17 protein-coding genes are annotated in these 15345 nt (G+C 54.3%); 7 read left to right on the top strand and 10 right to left on the bottom strand.

Annotated features, from left to right (window positions below; genetic code table 11):
* Positions 1 to 1765: hypothetical protein (locus BSG09_RS17550; protein ID WP_092935430.1), on the top strand; the 1765-nt coding region annotated here is incomplete at its 5' end.
* Between the two features lie 168 nt (positions 1766 to 1933).
* Here the strand turns inward: BSG09_RS17550 and BSG09_RS17545 are convergent.
* Complete coding sequence (locus BSG09_RS17545) at positions 1934 to 2152, bottom strand: hypothetical protein (RefSeq protein WP_092935418.1); 219 nt, start codon at positions 2150 to 2152, stop codon at positions 1934 to 1936.
* A 154-nt stretch (positions 2153 to 2306) separates the two neighbouring features.
* Here BSG09_RS17545 and BSG09_RS17540 point away from each other — a divergent pair, with 154 nt between their 5' ends.
* Positions 2307 to 2720, top strand: coding sequence for a DUF7344 domain-containing protein (locus BSG09_RS17540; RefSeq protein ID WP_092935416.1), 414 nt, complete (start codon positions 2307 to 2309; stop codon positions 2718 to 2720).
* 176 nt (positions 2721 to 2896) lie between these two features.
* Here BSG09_RS17540 and BSG09_RS17535 read toward each other — a convergent pair whose 3' ends face one another.
* From BSG09_RS17535 to BSG09_RS17525, 3 genes are all read right to left on the bottom strand, one after another.
* On the bottom strand, positions 2897 to 4039 hold the full coding sequence (locus BSG09_RS17535) for a tyrosine-type recombinase/integrase (RefSeq protein WP_092935414.1): 1143 nt from the start codon (positions 4037 to 4039) through the stop codon (positions 2897 to 2899).
* A gap of 398 nt (positions 4040 to 4437) precedes the next feature.
* The gene (locus tag BSG09_RS17530; RefSeq protein ID WP_092935412.1) at positions 4438 to 4788 is read right to left on the bottom strand and encodes a type II toxin-antitoxin system PemK/MazF family toxin; all 351 of its coding nucleotides are present in this window, start codon (positions 4786 to 4788) and stop codon (positions 4438 to 4440) included.
* Positions 4785 to 5156 (bottom strand): MarR family transcriptional regulator, encoded by a 372-nt coding sequence (locus BSG09_RS17525; RefSeq protein WP_008015529.1) that lies wholly within the window; start codon positions 5154 to 5156, stop codon positions 4785 to 4787. The genes BSG09_RS17530 and BSG09_RS17525 overlap by 4 nt, the downstream gene beginning before the upstream one ends.
* Before the next feature lie 222 nt (positions 5157 to 5378).
* Between BSG09_RS17525 and BSG09_RS17520 the strand changes: the two genes are divergently transcribed.
* The gene (locus BSG09_RS17520; protein WP_092935410.1) at positions 5379 to 5666 is read left to right on the top strand and encodes an amphi-Trp domain-containing protein; all 288 of its coding nucleotides are present in this window, start codon (positions 5379 to 5381) and stop codon (positions 5664 to 5666) included.
* A gap of 246 nt (positions 5667 to 5912) precedes the next feature.
* On the opposite strand, the gene BSG09_RS17515 is transcribed toward BSG09_RS17520, so the two are convergent.
* Positions 5913 to 6797 carry an IS1096 element passenger TnpR family protein gene (locus BSG09_RS17515; RefSeq protein ID WP_092935408.1) on the bottom strand — a complete coding sequence of 295 codons (885 nt, stop codon included), beginning with the start codon at positions 6795 to 6797 and terminating at the stop codon, positions 5913 to 5915.
* Positions 6798 to 7019: 222 nt separating this feature from the next.
* Here BSG09_RS17515 and BSG09_RS17510 point away from each other — a divergent pair, with 222 nt between their 5' ends.
* The 3 genes from BSG09_RS17510 (at position 7020) to BSG09_RS17500 (ending at position 9166) form a co-directional block, all read left to right on the top strand.
* Positions 7020 to 7379: a hypothetical protein gene (locus tag BSG09_RS17510; RefSeq protein WP_092935406.1), complete on the top strand. Its 360-nt coding sequence runs from the start codon at positions 7020 to 7022 to the stop codon at positions 7377 to 7379.
* A 489-nt stretch (positions 7380 to 7868) separates the two neighbouring features.
* The gene (locus BSG09_RS17505) at positions 7869 to 8720 is read left to right on the top strand and encodes a ParA family protein (RefSeq protein ID WP_092935404.1); all 852 of its coding nucleotides are present in this window, start codon (positions 7869 to 7871) and stop codon (positions 8718 to 8720) included.
* Entirely contained in the window at positions 8717 to 9166 is a 450-nt protein-coding gene (locus tag BSG09_RS17500) for a hypothetical protein (RefSeq protein WP_092935402.1), read from the top strand. The genes BSG09_RS17505 and BSG09_RS17500 overlap by 4 nt, the downstream gene beginning before the upstream one ends.
* A gap of 209 nt (positions 9167 to 9375) precedes the next feature.
* On the opposite strand, the gene BSG09_RS17495 is transcribed toward BSG09_RS17500, so the two are convergent.
* Positions 9376 to 9714: a DUF6788 family protein gene (locus tag BSG09_RS17495; RefSeq protein ID WP_092935428.1), complete on the bottom strand. Its 339-nt coding sequence runs from the start codon at positions 9712 to 9714 to the stop codon at positions 9376 to 9378.
* Between the two features lie 822 nt (positions 9715 to 10536).
* Here BSG09_RS17495 and BSG09_RS17490 point away from each other — a divergent pair.
* Positions 10537 to 11793, top strand: coding sequence for an orc1/cdc6 family replication initiation protein (locus tag BSG09_RS17490; RefSeq protein ID WP_092935400.1), 1257 nt, complete (start codon positions 10537 to 10539; stop codon positions 11791 to 11793).
* A 1116-nt stretch (positions 11794 to 12909) separates the two neighbouring features.
* On the opposite strand, the gene BSG09_RS17485 is transcribed toward BSG09_RS17490, so the two are convergent.
* The 4 genes from BSG09_RS17485 to BSG09_RS17475 form a co-directional block, all read right to left on the bottom strand.
* A complete protein-coding gene (locus BSG09_RS17485; protein WP_092935398.1) occupies positions 12910 to 13110 on the bottom strand; it encodes a hypothetical protein in 201 nt (66 codons plus the stop codon).
* Positions 13110 to 13274 carry a hypothetical protein gene (locus BSG09_RS20980; RefSeq protein WP_175542248.1) on the bottom strand — a complete coding sequence of 55 codons (165 nt, stop codon included), beginning with the start codon at positions 13272 to 13274 and terminating at the stop codon, positions 13110 to 13112. The genes BSG09_RS17485 and BSG09_RS20980 overlap by 1 nt, the downstream gene beginning before the upstream one ends.
* A gap of 158 nt (positions 13275 to 13432) precedes the next feature.
* Positions 13433 to 13993: an SWIM zinc finger family protein gene (locus tag BSG09_RS17480; protein ID WP_092935396.1), complete on the bottom strand. Its 561-nt coding sequence runs from the start codon at positions 13991 to 13993 to the stop codon at positions 13433 to 13435.
* Between the two features lie 108 nt (positions 13994 to 14101).
* Positions 14102 to 15034 carry an ADP-ribosylglycohydrolase family protein gene (locus BSG09_RS17475; RefSeq protein ID WP_092935394.1) on the bottom strand — a complete coding sequence of 311 codons (933 nt, stop codon included), beginning with the start codon at positions 15032 to 15034 and terminating at the stop codon, positions 14102 to 14104.
* Between the last annotated feature and the right edge of the window lie 311 nt (positions 15035 to 15345).

The following is a 15345-nucleotide window of genomic DNA, read 5'->3' as shown; positions in this document are numbered from 1 at the left end:
CGGAAGCGCCGTCCTCCACTATGAGAACGACTCTGAGGACCTCGATAAGATCGACGTGGGTATGGACGTCAGTGAAGGTTTGGTTCACATGCTTGTCGTTGATGACGTCGAGAACCCAAACGAGGATGTAGAATCAGCGAATTTCTCGACGATCCTCAACCAGCAGGGCCTCTCCGGAAACGGATCGATGGTCATGCAGCAGCCGGACGATCTCAAAGATCTCACTGTTGACGTCTCTGGAGAGGTCTCCGAAGACGCCAACGAGTTCAACGCGGAGATGTCTGGGTCGTTCAACGGCGAGAATACGAGTGCTGGGACAGTCAGTACGAGCGGCGAAATCGCCGCGACTGCGGATCGGTTCGAGACGAACGGTGAGGTGTTCGCAGAGACAGACACCATGGGTAGCGGGTCGAACATGTACGTCGATGCGGCCGTGACGGAGACGAAGAGCGGCTACACGGTCGACGTTACCCAAGAACGGAACCTGTCCCAGTGGACGGTGAGTCAGTGGGAGACACGAGACCAAGCCAAACAAACGCTTCAGGGCCAGTATGGGATGCTCGCTACGAGTCTCAACGGAACTAGCAAGATCGAGATCACGAACTACGACTTCCAGAACCAATCGAGCGGCCACTCCCAGCTCGAGATCGCGTACACCGTTACGTACACCGGCGTCGACAGCGGTATCGAAGAGCAGCTAACCGACCAACTGGTGTCAGATGAGTCAGCCGATCTGACCCGCTCGGAAGCACGAGAAATCGCGACCAGTGTCACTGAGGTTCATCTTGAGACGATCTCGTTCATGGTGGACGTGAACGAGGGCACGGTTGACGCCGACTGGGATATTGCGATCGCGAACTACGACGAACTGACCCTCTCGATGTTCGATCTGATGGAAGCAACCGATACGACTGGTCAGCTTCCTCAAGAGCAACTCGAGAATGCGCGAAAATCCATCGAGGCTCAGCAGGCGGCGAACCTCGAGTCGACATTTACCTGGGACGGGTCGGTCGAACAAGCATCGTCCGGTGATCTGTCGTTCAATGCGACGATGACGGGCGATACCAAAAACTGGAACGCCTACATCGACGAACTCGAGTCCCGCGACGTCGAGCCGCCGAACGATGTCACGTTCGATCTCACGGCCGAAACCGACGGTGACGAACTCTCGATGGACGGCGAATTCAAACTCGAGTCAAAAGATCTGGCTGGACAGACGATCAAGAGTTGGGCACAGTCGATCCAAAACAGTCAGTCGTCGACGACGATGTCCCCGAAAACAGAAGAGTTCGTGTCGGCGCTGAACGAATCCGAACTCAAGGTCGCTCGCATCGACGCCGGGCTCAAGGATGGCACGGTGCGCGTCGAAGCTGGCGCACAGTTCGAAAACATGAGCGAGATTACCGACACAGTCAGTGAGAGTCTGTCCGTCAGTGGCGTTGCGACCGAACAGCACAACGAGACGACGTCGATGTACGTTTACGTCGACGACATGGACGGGATTGACACCGCCTCGGCAACAAAGGCAGATCTCGAGCAGTTGAGCGTGGTCGGGCCCGAGACGACAGTCCACCAGGCCGGTGAGTGGGAGGACGACTTCCCACGACCCGATACTGACGCGATGAGTGAATTCCTCGAGACTGAGACCGAAGACGCTGCTAAAGACGACGAGAACGCGGATGGCACACCCGGCTTCGGGATCGGGGCTGGACTCGCATCGATTGCAGGACTACTGACGGCGCTCGTGCTCCGACGGCGAGTATAGGCCGATCTCATTTGACGTGGATTCGTTCGCCGCCGTCTTTGACAGCGATGATCTCGAAACCAGCCTCTTTCAAGTCTCTCTTTTGCTTTTTGATGTCAACTATAGGAAACACGTCTGGCTTATATTTATTAAATAGCTATCTACCTTTTTGATAAAAAAGTGCTACTCTCACATGTCGTCGTTCTCAGCGACCCACTGTAATGCAGCAACGAGGACCTGATTCGCTGTCTCGACGCTGCCCCGTTTCGAGAGGGCGTGTGGCCCGTCGATCGGCCCCTCGAAGATAGTCCACTCGTCGCCGTCGTGGGCTGCCATGAGCCGCTGTTGACGGTCGTGGTCGTCGACAGCGATCATGTCGTCGTCGAAGTCGAGTTCAAGGTCAGCCACGTAGTAGTATTCCGTTACGTCGGTGTTTAATCTATCGAGGACAGGCGGTTTTGAGTAGGATTGGGGTAGACAGTCTACATGAACTACTGACATGCGAAGGGGCACCCACTGATCCGCTAGTTTTTTTTTTGAATATCCCATGCATGATTATGTTATGTCGCCAACCACTCCGAGCCCCGCGCAAGCGTTCGACGAGACAGACGGCGAGATTTTCACGGCGCTGAAAAACGCCCGCCGCCGGTACGTCCTCGATGTGCTCGCCGATCACGGTCAGATTGACAAAGGCGAGTTGGTGACTCGAGTAACGGAATTAGAACACGGGGCACTGATCGACGGCTTAGACCGCTCGACGGACCGGCACAATGTCTATGTCGCGCTCCAGCAGACCCACCTCGACGTGCTCGAGGACACCAACGTGATTCGACGTGAGGGCAACACGATCATGAAAGGCGAGCGCTTCGAGAGAGCCTACCGACACTACCAGACGGCGTTGAAAGTGCGTCAGAACGATGAGAAAGAGTCACTTCTAACCCGTCTTAAGCGAGTGGTTCAAATCCTGCGAGAATAGCTACTCGGTTTCCTCGAGTCAGGATGCAACAGCGTCTTCGACCCACTCATTGATCGTCTTGTCGTCGTCAAGCGAGGCTTCGATTTCAGCAATCAGTTCTGACGAGAGTGTATCATCGATCGGAACGCGACTCATACTCGAGATCGTGTTCTCCTGATTGGTGAATCCTTTCGGCGCTAGCCACGCACGTCGTCGATCGTATCGGACACGTCTTTCATACTGATATCGCTGTACGCTTCGTGCGTGGTTTCGATCGAATTGTGACGTAACGCCTCTTGGGCCTTTTCGGAGAGTCCTTCGGCGTACAGGTCGCGGCCTAACGCCCGTCGTGCGCCGTGGAGTGTGAGATAGTCATAGTCGCCGTCGGGGTCGATATTCGCCTCGTCTGTGAGCCGTTTCAACAGGCGGCGGACGCCCTCTTTCGAGATCGACGGCGGCGGGACCTCATGCTCACGGTGTAGCCGGTCGAGAACCGCGGTCTTTCCCGCATCACCCCTGCTCTCGAGTGCTGCGTTCACTCGTTTTGCGCCGAGTGCATCGGTCAACACGTCTTCTTTCGACCCGTAGTGGCCAGTCGGGAAGACAGGCCACTCGTCGGTCGGTGGCTCGAGATAGTCGTACCACCGCTCGAGAACGCTGTGGACACTCGCGGGGAACGGCGCTTCCTCGTACTCGCGGGACTTGCCGTACACTTCGATCATCCGCTCCTCGAAATCGATGTCCGACCAGCGGAGGCCGTTACGTTTCTCGTCTTTCGGATCAGCGAACAGTTCGGCCCCACGAGCGCCGGTGCCGTCGAGCATGACCACGATCGCCCGGTCGCGCAGCGCCGCCTTCGGATCGGTGCGGATCGTTCCCTCGAGGGCCATGTCGACGCGCTTGGTGGCGTAGTTGACGAGCTGCGTTCGGTCCTCGTCGGACCAGTACTGTGTTTTCCGTTTGCCGTCGTCTTCGGGGAGTGGGTCCATCGCCGTGTTCGTATTCGCCGGGTTCTGCTCGAGGTGTTGTTCACGAACGCACCACGAGAGAAACGCGCGCACGTAGGCGAAGTAGCTGCCCGCCGTCGACGCCGCGAGGTCCTCGTCGATCTTGACGCGGTCGTAGAGGTGTTCGCTGTAGGCGCGGATATCCTGGTCGGTCAACTCACCGACGCACTCGACGCCGCGGTCGTCCTTACAGTGGTCGGCGAACGACTCGAGTGGCGAGCGCATAGTCGTGACCGAGCCGTCAGCGTTGATCTTGTAGCGCAGGTAGTCGTCGATCGCGTCGTGGACGGTCGTGTCCCCGGAGGAACCCCGTCTGTCCATTGATCCAGACATTCGTATGTGGGGTACAGTGTCGACCCTCGTAAAGTCCCTTGGGTAAACTCTTATTTAGACAAGTGAATACTGAAACGGCTCTCGCTGGCGATTTCGGGAGTCTCGGGTACTCGAGCGTACAAAACCACACTCCATAAACCAAATACAGCTGTATAGATTTTTCCCGGCGGCGACCGACAGTTGCGGATCTTAAATTCTACAAACCACCATACCGTTGACAGCCGTTATGATAGTCCTCAACGACCCCGTTGAGTATCGCGGCGCTCGTTATCTGTTGGCCTATTGTGTATTAGTTCGTCTATTATCGAGAAGGCGAGGCCCCGTTCAATTCTGATCCATAAGTAGACTTACCCACAGCTGTTTCACCAAATCGCGACTCGAACAAACCATCGGAGAAGCTATTGTAGCTCTTCGACGAGCGCAGTCACCGCCTCGTCAACAAGATCACTGTCAAGGCGGCCCTGCCAGAAGTCGATGTCCTCGTGATCTATCGATTGGACGCCCCACGGGACGATCCGACTCTCATCCGGCATCCCACCACGAAGCCAACGCTCTTCAGGGATGTCGATGAGGCCGTCCATCCAGGATTTCGACGTCAACGTTAGCGCGATATACTGGTCGCCGTGGAACGGACGGCCTTCGTGGTTCGAGAGGATCAGCCAGGGCCGAGCCTCTTCCTCGCCTTTGAATGGATCATCACCGTAGACGACGTCGCCCCGCTCGAAAATCGGTGTCTCTTCGTCGGTCACTGTTCGTCCTCGACGCTCGGGTGGGGTTCCTGCGGTGCGTGCTCGCGCCACGCTTCCTTGTCCTCTGTACCGAGTTGGTCGTTGAACAGAGCCGTTGCTCGTTCGTACCCGCTGTATCCGTCGAGGCGCTCAGCGTCGTCAGTCACCGCCCAGTACGTCGCCTTGTGTTCGACCAGACCACGGTCCTTCAACCGTGAGAGCGCGGTGCTGACTGCGCCCTCGTCGACGCCGATCTGGGAGGCGATTTCGCGGGCCTTGAACGCCCGATCCTGGTTGGCGGCGAGAAATCCGAGGACTTGATCAGGCACGGAGAGTTCTTCGAGCTCGTCTTCGCTCGTGTTCTCGAAGGTGTCTCGATCGATGGACATCGTTGAATGGGGTACGTCATCCGCTGTAAAGAGTGTTAGGAGTGAAAGCTACGAAAACACCGAAGGGGGAATCACTATTGGCCACGAACCGGTTCGAGAACCGTATGCATTGAGACGGCTAGCTGGGGTGTTATAGAACGGCCCTCACACCTACTGTGCGGGCATCCTAATTCGATAAGTACAGGGGATTCACTTATCGGGGCAGGCAACGTATCGTTCAGTATGCCTGAAGAAGTTCTGTTCAAATCGGAAAGCGACCAGAGTCGAGAAGAGATTGCATCGTACCTTCGGAAAGTCGCGGACAATCTCGACAACGGAAACGCTATCAGCCTGAAAGCAGGCTCCGAGTCTGTAACACTGAATCCTCCTGCCCGACCGACCTTTGAGATCAAAGCTGAACGCGAAGGCCCGGCTGGCAATATGACTGAATTAAGTGTCGAGTTCGAACTCGAATGGGATGAGAACGCCAATGTGGAGGGCAGCGGCAGTGGCCAGCTAGAAATCGAATAGTCACTCCGCAATATTACCTAACGGAAGATTCACCCAGTCATTCTTTAATCAAAGTCGATCCAGACGAAATCGTATGCATTGGAATGGCCAGTCTCAACTTGTATCTCGCGCGGCGACCACAAGTTCAGGGTCTCAAATTCTCCATAGACATAGATTGTGTTTCGCGCGCACGAGAGCGAGTATGTGAAAGCTCTCGAGCATGAGCAGAATCAGGTTTCGTACCTAATTCTCACGCCGAAATGATTTTTAAAGATGTCCATACCCCTTGCGTTCGAGTTCTGCTTCCAGTTCGACATGCATCGCTTCGACAGTCTCCTCGTCGAAATGCTGTCCCGTCATTGCACCAGAGATCTCCGCGATTTCAGCGTGCCACTCACGCACTGCATCCGCAAGGGCTGCTAGAAGTTCTTCCTCAGTCTTGTCTACTCCATCAACTTCCTCAACGATCTGCCATCCCGGCTGAAAGTTTTCGATGACGTACCCCGTGTCCTCAAACTGAATTGCGAACCGCTCGCAGACTGCCCCAAACCCAGTTTCGAGACTAAGTAGTGGAATGACGTGGACGACACGATCGCGCTCTTCCAGCTCACGAAGATCCGCAACAGGGACAGCGGTTTCGGGGAGCACTGAATAGAGAGGTTCAGGAAGGGGAGGATCGCTCTCACCGGTTTCCGGCGGATCGTACTGGTCATTGATTGGATCGCCTTTCTCTTTCACAATGGCCGGCTCTTTGTCACTCGGCTCGTCGCTGAGGACCTCTTTCAAAATGGCGTAGAACCGCCATTCATCGCCGTAGTCATACAGATAGCATATGCGATCGTACTGTTCGAGCCCGAGTTGGCGGGTCATCTCGCCGATCGTCACGTCTCCAGCGTTCTCGATCCGCTCGGTACGCAACAGTGGGTCGCCACTGAGTGACTCCTCGTATTCCTGCGGACACTGGTATTTGACAGCACTGTCCCAGTAGTCCTCATCCTCTCCAACGAACCAGAGGTGGCCCTGATCAAGTCCGACTGCGGGGTTGATCGCCGACTGCAACTCGGTGATCGTTCTGTCTGCGCCGACGACGATATCCCGCCACAGCGATGTAGGATCCGGATCGAATTTGATGCGAAAACGGTAGGCAGTCATCTTTGGAACTCTGTTCCTGTGTGGAAACTGGTAGGATCATCGATACGCTGTTCTAAGTCTGCGATTTCGTCACGGATCGTGTGCCAACTGGCAGTGGAAGACATATGACGTAGTTGTACAGTATCCGGACTAAACCTTGCTCACGGAGCCATCGGTACAGATACTCTTGGGTAGCGATTTATGAATAGGCATTCTGATGGATGGTCTCTGTCAACTACAGATATGGCTGAAACATATACACTCTGTGTTCAGATCGAGTCACACGAGTACTATGGCGAGTTCTATCTCGTAGGCGAGGGATATGGAACCCCAGCAGAGGTGCTGGACAACATCGCTGCCGATCATCTCTTGCGAATCTCGAACGCGTCGCGTATCGAAGAATACCTACTTGATGTGCTGAAGCAAGGAGAGAACGCAAGTGAGGGCGAGTATGACTCGACAGACGCTGACATCGAATGCTGGATTCACGTCGACGTCTCCTACCAGAGATACGCCTTCGGTGTAGGCGATAGAGTTGTCGAGTTTACCGGCGAACCGACCAAAAGCGAAATCGACTCGACTGTCACGCAACTCCAGTCATAGACCGATCACTATTACTCATGGATCGAAATGGTAGATGAAGGATAGTCAGCCTTCCCTGTGTGAATGATTTCCTAATCGTGTTCTCAGGAAGGTATTCGATTAGACTAGTTGGTTAGGCCATTTCATTAGACCATCCAGATGGTTTTTCTCTTTTAGGATTATGGCGACATAGAACCAAACCATTCAGATAGGATAATCGGTTAGGCCAACTCATTAGCCCATCTATAAAACTTCATTTTTACGAGAGATGTGTTAGTCAGTTTCAGATGCGGTCTGTTCTACATATAACTGCTCAAAGAAGCAGCAGAAGCAGTCTTGGAACAGTATTCGGGAAGTCAGTTGGACAGAGACCCGTCAATTGAAGCCAGGATCTATGCCGGCGTCTAAGTAAAGAGGTGTATTTAGATAGGCTAATCGGTTAGGCCAATCAATAAGCCCATTCAGGAGGACTAGCGAAAAACTATAATCAATCAGTTCATCCGATAATACATGCTTACTTATGCCACGTATTCGGAGGCTGGCGGCGTTGGAAAGACAACACTTGCTGCATCACTCGCTGACGAACACACCCGCGTCGGTCGCAACGTCCTGACAGTCGACCTTGATCCACAGTACGGATCGCTAACTCACTTACTCGGTGTCGATGCCCCACGCGACGATGGCGATGCAGACAATTTGGCTCGTCATCTGATTGACCGGCCGAAAGGCGACTTCAGCGAACTCATCCTCGAGACTGATTTCGGGTTCGATGTCGTCCCAAGCCACAACATGATGGAGCGACTCGGTGATCTCCTGACTCGAGCTGAGCAGATGGCCGCCGATCTCGACGAGGACTTTGATCCAACCGATCAGCTACGACGTGTCCTCCTCGAAGCTGGCGTCCCCAACGAGTACGACACAATCATCATCGATCCGCCAGCAACTGCGGGACCACACCTCTACAACGCAGTGAACGCGACGCGATCGCTAGTGATCCCGATCGAGCCGACGGGGAAAGGAATGCAAAGTATCTACGGCCTCGAAGAACTCGTCGACGGCCTTGAAGGCACCATCTCGAACGGCGATGAGCAGGTCGAGATCGGAGTTCTTGCGGGAGTTCCAAACGGCATCGGTCGAACAAGTGACCAACAGGAGTACCTCGAGGAAATCCGTAACCGGGGCTATCCAGCACCGGTCGCGATTCGTACACGGGAGTCGCTATTCCAAGGCTGCTGGAAAGAGCAGTGTACTCCTCGCTACTACGTTGAGCACCACCGTGATCGGAAACGCGACCATGAGATGGAGACGCTCGAGAAGTTAGAGCAACTGGCTGCAGAGATCACAGAGGTCGGTGAACGATGAAGAAAGGTGCTGGCAGCGATCCGTTTAGCGATAACGTCGACAACACGGATGACCAGAACGAGAAGGAAGACGTCGACGACGTTGTCGATAATGCCCTCGAAGAGGAACCCGAGGATGAAATGATCACTGACGATACCGCTATCGAGGAAGTAGTCGAGGCTGCTAACGACGAAGTCGTGCCAGAGCTCCCTCAATCAGGCCGTGATGATGGCGGCATTCCTTGGGTCTATACGCGAGATAATGTCAAGCAGGACCGAGATATGGTCCAGTTCTATCTTCGCAGCGGCGTCCAGGATGTCGAGGGAAAACTCGTTGACGCGGTCGAAGACGAACTTGGGACCAGCGTCTCGAAAACGGACGTTCGAGAGGCTGCGTATGTCGCTGCAATGCGGCGGCCAGAAATCGTTGCTGAAGAACTCGAACGCTGGGGCTTCGAGACCGAGTGAAGATTTGGAGAGTCAGTCAGCGCAGCGTTAGTTTTTCGCGACGGACCAAGCCATCGTTATCCTATTTTCGTGCTCTCAAGATTCGCGTATTGTTTGTCAGTCCAACGACCTTTGAAGACCCAGAGGGAGCACCTCGAGTTCACGAGTTCGACGCCGCACGAATCAGTAGCCGATCCTAGGAGCAGCCATAGTGAAACCCATACGGATTTTCATTCGGATATTGGACCTCTGTAATCCCACTTGAGGCTACCACCCTTACGACGGACAACGTACTTGTACGGACCATGCAGTTTGCCACGCTGACATTTGCAGTTGTCTTTGCCACAGCTTACCTTCTTGATCACTACGGTCCCTTCGCTCGATTCTTTGACGGCTTCGATCGACTCGTCCTCTCCGGCGTCAATGTCCTCGGTGGCGATGTCCCGTCGATATGCGAGCAGTTCGTTGATCCAGTCTTGGAGAGCCTGCAAACTCTCGTCGTCTTGCTTCGGGACACCCTCAGCGAGGTACTGTGGAAGGGAATCGGGAGCCTCGGGACAAGTTGGCATTGTCTTACCAAACAACAGAGTCAGTACCAGAATAAATGTTTGGTAAGATTGTGTCTTACCCCTCCGCTATTTCCGAAGCAATCGGCACTGAGACCACCTCAGGCCAGAGATTATTGGAGAATGTGATTGCATCGGAGATGGTGGTTTGTCTATAATACACACCATTGTTTCCGAAGCTATAGACAGAGGAGCCTCAACCCCTCCACCAGTTCCGAAGCTTCGCGTAAGTTGCCGTGAGAATCTGTAAGTCGAATGTTAGCGGTGACGGTGAGGGTGCTGTATCCCCAATCTCAAGAAGCTGTGGAAGGCAGTGAGTAGGGCAGGGTAGTTCACCTGGGGATACTCATTGAGAAGACCGGAACAGATCCGCAGTGAGTGAAAGGAGGACAACCCTCCACCGTTTCCGGAGCTTTTGCTAAGGGAGCGTTCCGAGAACCCTCACTCCACCGTTTCCGAAGCTATCTCAAACAAAGGAGGTGGTAGTACTAGAAAAGAGGTTTATATTACCGGAAGGTCCTATGATCCACATATCGTGAACTACTAGAAAAAACATATAATATATCTATAGTGTAGTTGATCCGGCAGTGCGGTTACTGTTTCACTTACTTTCATTTAAATCTTGTTCTTCTAATAGACTCTCTCGAAAAGAGGGGATCCCTTTTCAAACGAAAGCTCCGGAAACAGTGGAGTGAGGGTGTATTATAAAGTACAAGGGCTTAGGAAATGGTGGTATGGGGTTGTTTTATAAGTATCTGAGCTTAGGACGCTTCGGAAGCTAAGGAAGCGGTGGCTTTATCATGTCATGTTGTATTGTAATCTCTCATGGGGATGTTCCAGCGAGATCGTCAAGTGTTCGCGGATGCCGAACCACTTGACGACTCGTATGAGCCTGAGGATATCCGTGAACGAGACGAGGAACTCGAGAAATACCAACGAGCTCTCCAACCGATCATCGATAACCGTCCGACATCGAACATCTTCCTGTACGGAAAGACGGGAACGGGAAAAACCGTCGCGACGAAATTTATGCTATCGCACTTGGAGAACGATGCTGCCGAGTACGATGATGTTGATCTCTCAACCGTCTGGGTCAGCTGTGAGAACCTGTCCTCGTCTTACCAAGTCGCAGTCGCACTCGTAAACGAGCTTCGTACAAGCCAGAACAGAGACCGCATCAGTACTACTGGCTATTCCCAGCAACGTGTATTTGATATCCTCTACGAAGAACTCGATGCACTCGGTGGTACCGTTGTCATTGTCCTCGACGAGATCGACAACATTGGAAACTCCGATGATATTCTCTATGGACTTCCTCGAGCGCGGTCAAACGGTTATGTCGGCAACGTTCGCCCTGTGATCGTCGGTATCAGCAATGACTTCCAGTTTCGGGATAATCTCTCGCCGAAGGTCAAGGACACACTCGCTGAAAAGGAAATCCTCTTTCCGCCATACGACGCGAACCAGTTGCGCTCGATTCTCGAACCACGCGCTGAAAAAGCGTTCTATGATGACATCCTCGATGGAGACGTGGTTCCGCTTTGTGCAGCCTTTGCCGCTCAGGACACTGGATCGGCCCGACAGGCGATCCGTCTGCTTCGTGAAGCTGGAGAACTGGCTCAGGCTGAAGATGCCGATATCGTGACCGAGGAGCACGTCCGGGATGCTCAAGACGAACTCGAGAAGAACCAACTCTATGAAGGGATGCAAGAACTCACGACACAGGGGCATGCAGTCCTCTGTGCACTCGCTTATCGCCAGGCGCTCAACGAAGTTCCTGTCCGATCTCGCGATCTTTACGAACGGTATGTGAAGATCTGTGATAGACTTGATGCTGATAGTGTGAGCGAACGGCGTGTTCGCGATCACCTTTCAGATATGAATATGCTTGGCCTCATCAACGTCTATGAACGGAACGAAGGGCTCTCAGCCGGTCGTTATCACGAGTATGAGCTTGATGTCCCGTTAAACGCAGTTCTCGAGGTTCTTCTCTCGACGAACCGGTTTGAAGAAGTGGCAGACATCATTCAGTCGATGGCTAATGACAACAATCTTCTTCAGTCAGATATCTCTGATTATTGAGTCTGGAGCTTCGGTGATTGGAACAGTTCGGTAGTCGCTGAAAGCTCCGGAAACGACGGAGGGTCCGGGCTCGCTCAAGAGTTCTGGAGATCGCGGAGAGAGCTCCATTACGAATTGCGGTGGTTCATAAAAAACTCTAGTATTGACATCCTCCTCCGCGTAAACGCGGAGGAATCCCGAGCGGTGGGAGTTTCAGGTTTGCAACCATGGACGCCGCCACTTCACGGGAGTTCGTGTCTAACCCAGCCATCGTGGCCGGTGGCTGACAGGCGGTGCCAAACCGCCGTTACTCCTATCCTCAGCGTCGTTGACTCCCAACTGTTGTTTTTGCCAGCAGGGAGTTGTTGACGCGTTAACAGACTTGGAGTTATCGTCGGGCTTGCTCAGGCTGACGGGCACAGGGACGAATCCTTCGAGGATTCGCGTTCACCACGTCGGCGTTTCGAATACTGTCTCATTGGGTTGGCGGGTAGACCGTGGTTCGAAAATCATAGATTTTCGTCATCAAGCGAAACCGAAGGTTTCGCGGACATCGCGAATCTCCGATTCGCTCAGTCACGAGAGAGCAAAGCTCTCTCGAACGACCTCCGAAGGTCGTTCGGAATCCGCTCCGTTCCGACCTGACCTTGCCACTTTGTACGGATTCCTCTCACTTGAGAGTACGGATTGGAAACTCGGGCTCTGCAGTTGTCGGTGGAACGTGTCACTAAGTGACGGCGCGTATCCACGGCCTGAAGGCCATGGTATTGCGCCTGTTCAGCGTATAATTCTGCTCGGAAAAACTCAACCATCACTGATATTGGTCAGTCTCGTGACTATTGAATAAACAGATTGCATCGGCGACTGTTGTTTCGTCCAAATACCCCCTCCACCGTTTCCGAAGCTATAGACGGATTTTTCAACCTCGTTACAAGTTCCGAAGCTTGACCGTGGTTGTCGGCAGCCCTTCGCAGTGGTGTGATGAGCACTAATCCAGTTCATTGATAGTTCGCCAAGCATCAAACGTGAACCACGCTGAACGAACCGCCTTCCAGTGCTTCAAATGGCATTATATCGGCTCTGAGTCCATGTTCTGGGCTTTCTTCTATACTACCTGTAGACCCGAAATGTTCGATATCATCGTTCGAGTACCTCAACATCTGGATTTGTACCCGTTGATCCGGCGACCGCTTTCGCACGCTCGAGTTCACGGATCTCTCGCTGAGCCTGTCGTTCGAGCAGTTCGTTCCGCCGACATCGTTCACGAGCCACGTCGTCGACGACGTCCTCGCCACCGATCGTGAAACGCTTGCCACGGTGATCGATCTGCTCGAGCATCAGTACCGATCCTCGGCTTCGTCCACTGCGGCATCTCGAGCATCCGCTTGGAGGTGCTCGTAGCGGACCTCACAGCTGTCCGAACAGAACCGACCAGCATACCCTGCTCGATCGCGAGCAGGTTCCGAACACGTCGGCATCCGACACTCATCGCGGTCAGTCATCTGGCGATCCCTCGAGTTAGGAACCGAGTCGTTTCAGTGGCTGTCGACGCGATTGCTGTCTCTCTTTGTCTCATGGGTTGCTGCGGTGGACTCCCTTCGAGCCCCCGCGCCCCTTTCGGGGGGTAGAAACCGTCTCGAGTGACGAGATCACTCGACAGTCAGCGGCTGAACGTCCCATCTGGCGCAGGGACAAGTCCCGTGCGGATCTCGAGGTCGACACGGCGAAGATGCTTGCAGCCGTCGTCCGGCTGGCGCTGCTCGAAATCAGGACAGGTACACGTTGTTGCCTCGATATCGACCTCGTAGGTAGCACCACTCTCACTCTCGACCTCGTAGATTGGGCCCACTGTCGCAAAGCGGACGTCCAACTTCTCGTTCAGTGCACGGCGCGTTCGTGGGTCGCCGATCGAGTATCCACCTGCCTCGAGTGCGGTCGGTGGCTGGGGGTTGTCGCAGGGGGTGGTGAACTCGTCGCGATGGTTGCGCTCTTGGCCACACTTCCTGCAGCGCCAGTAGCGTGTCCGATACTCGTAGCCATCTGTGAGATTGAGTTCGTACGGTGTTGGCTCTGTGCCTGGTAGCCACTCGTCGATCGCGACGAGTTCGTGTCCGTTCAGTCGAGCAATGTCTCCTGGATAGCTTCGGTCACGGTCGCTCGTGTACTCGTTTGTCGGTCGATCTCGATGCGAGTCGCTCTCGGGCGGTCGGTCTGTACTCATTCGTGGCCTCGAGGCACACGAGTGTGCGCCTCAGCCCACCCTGGCGCAGAAAAACTGGCTCCTCATGCTTGATCTACCTGCCCTTGTTAATCGACCACACAGCCTGTATCAATGCTGTCGTTCAATTAGACCTGTCGCTAACTGACGTAGTTCGTCGGCTTCATCGATCTCGGTTAGCCATCGCTCGGGCAGTGCACCCTCTCCGAACCGGGCACCTGCAACTGCTCCGGCAACGGCACCGATCGTATCTGTATCACCACCCATCATCACTGCGTCGACAATCGCGTCTTCGGCAGTCTCGGCAGTCAGCCCGTGATACAGGCCTGCTTGGAGCGTTGTGACGACGTATCCCGAGTTCTCGAGAGAGATGTTCGCCGAGTCACCACGGAGAGTGGTCTCAATTGGTTCAACGGCGTTCCGAACGTCGTCGGGTAGTTCCGACCCGATCTCATGCAGGACCCTTTCGAGAGGCTGGTCGACATCGGTTAGGAGATTAGCGAGCGTCCGGTTGAAGAGCGCACAACTCCACTGACAGCGCGGATCAGCGTGCGTGATCGCTGACGACTGCCGGCTAATGTCGACGAGTTCGGTTGGCTCGTTTCGATACGCAATGGCGTATGGCGCACACCGCATCAGGCTGCCGTTGCCGGCGTTGCTGCCTTCCATGCTTGCCTCCCACTCACGCTGGCCAGCTTCGTCCCACGATTCGCCGTTCTGGATCCGTTGGAGTGTACTCGAGGTCATGATCCCGATGTCGAACGGCCCCGACCGCTTCCAGTCAACGAATCTGGTGGCGATGTCTTCTGGCTCAAATGTGCCGTGTTCTGCGAGACTTCGAGCGATACAGAGAGCCATCTCCGTGTCGTCGGTGATCGTTCCCGTGGGCTGCCCGTGGGTTCCATGGGCGAGCATTTCGGTCACCTGACCGTGTGTTTGCTTGATTCGGTCTGGCCCTTGGAACTCAACCGGGCGTCCGAGTGCGTCCCCACACGCAAGTCCCAACAAGATCCCTTGTGCTCGTGATCGACAATCGTTCGCCATACGTGACACTCTCGCAGCTGATTGCTAACTATTGTGGTCGGAAGTGTCTGCATCTGTGGACATCAATCGACTCTCGTAGAATTGCCCTCACTACACGTGCAAACTCAATTGCCATTCTATAGTCGTATCTCTTTCTGGTAGCCCGTGTGGTACTAACTACCTTTGAAGTGAAGGTTCATAGGCCTTAAATAGTGGTCGGCGATTGTGTGTTAGTACGAAGAAGATGAGGACCCCGCCCCTGCGGTCCGCCGTACAGACGGGATCTGATGTTAGCCTTGGTAGTTCGGTGACGCCCGATCGGTTATTCGATC

The organism is Natrinema hispanicum (assembly GCF_900111485.1).
In the GTDB taxonomy this organism is placed as follows: domain Archaea; phylum Halobacteriota; class Halobacteria; order Halobacteriales; family Natrialbaceae; genus Natrinema; species Natrinema hispanicum_A.
The sequence above is the reverse complement of the archived record's forward strand: the minus strand, read 5'-3'. Positions and strand labels throughout refer to the sequence as shown.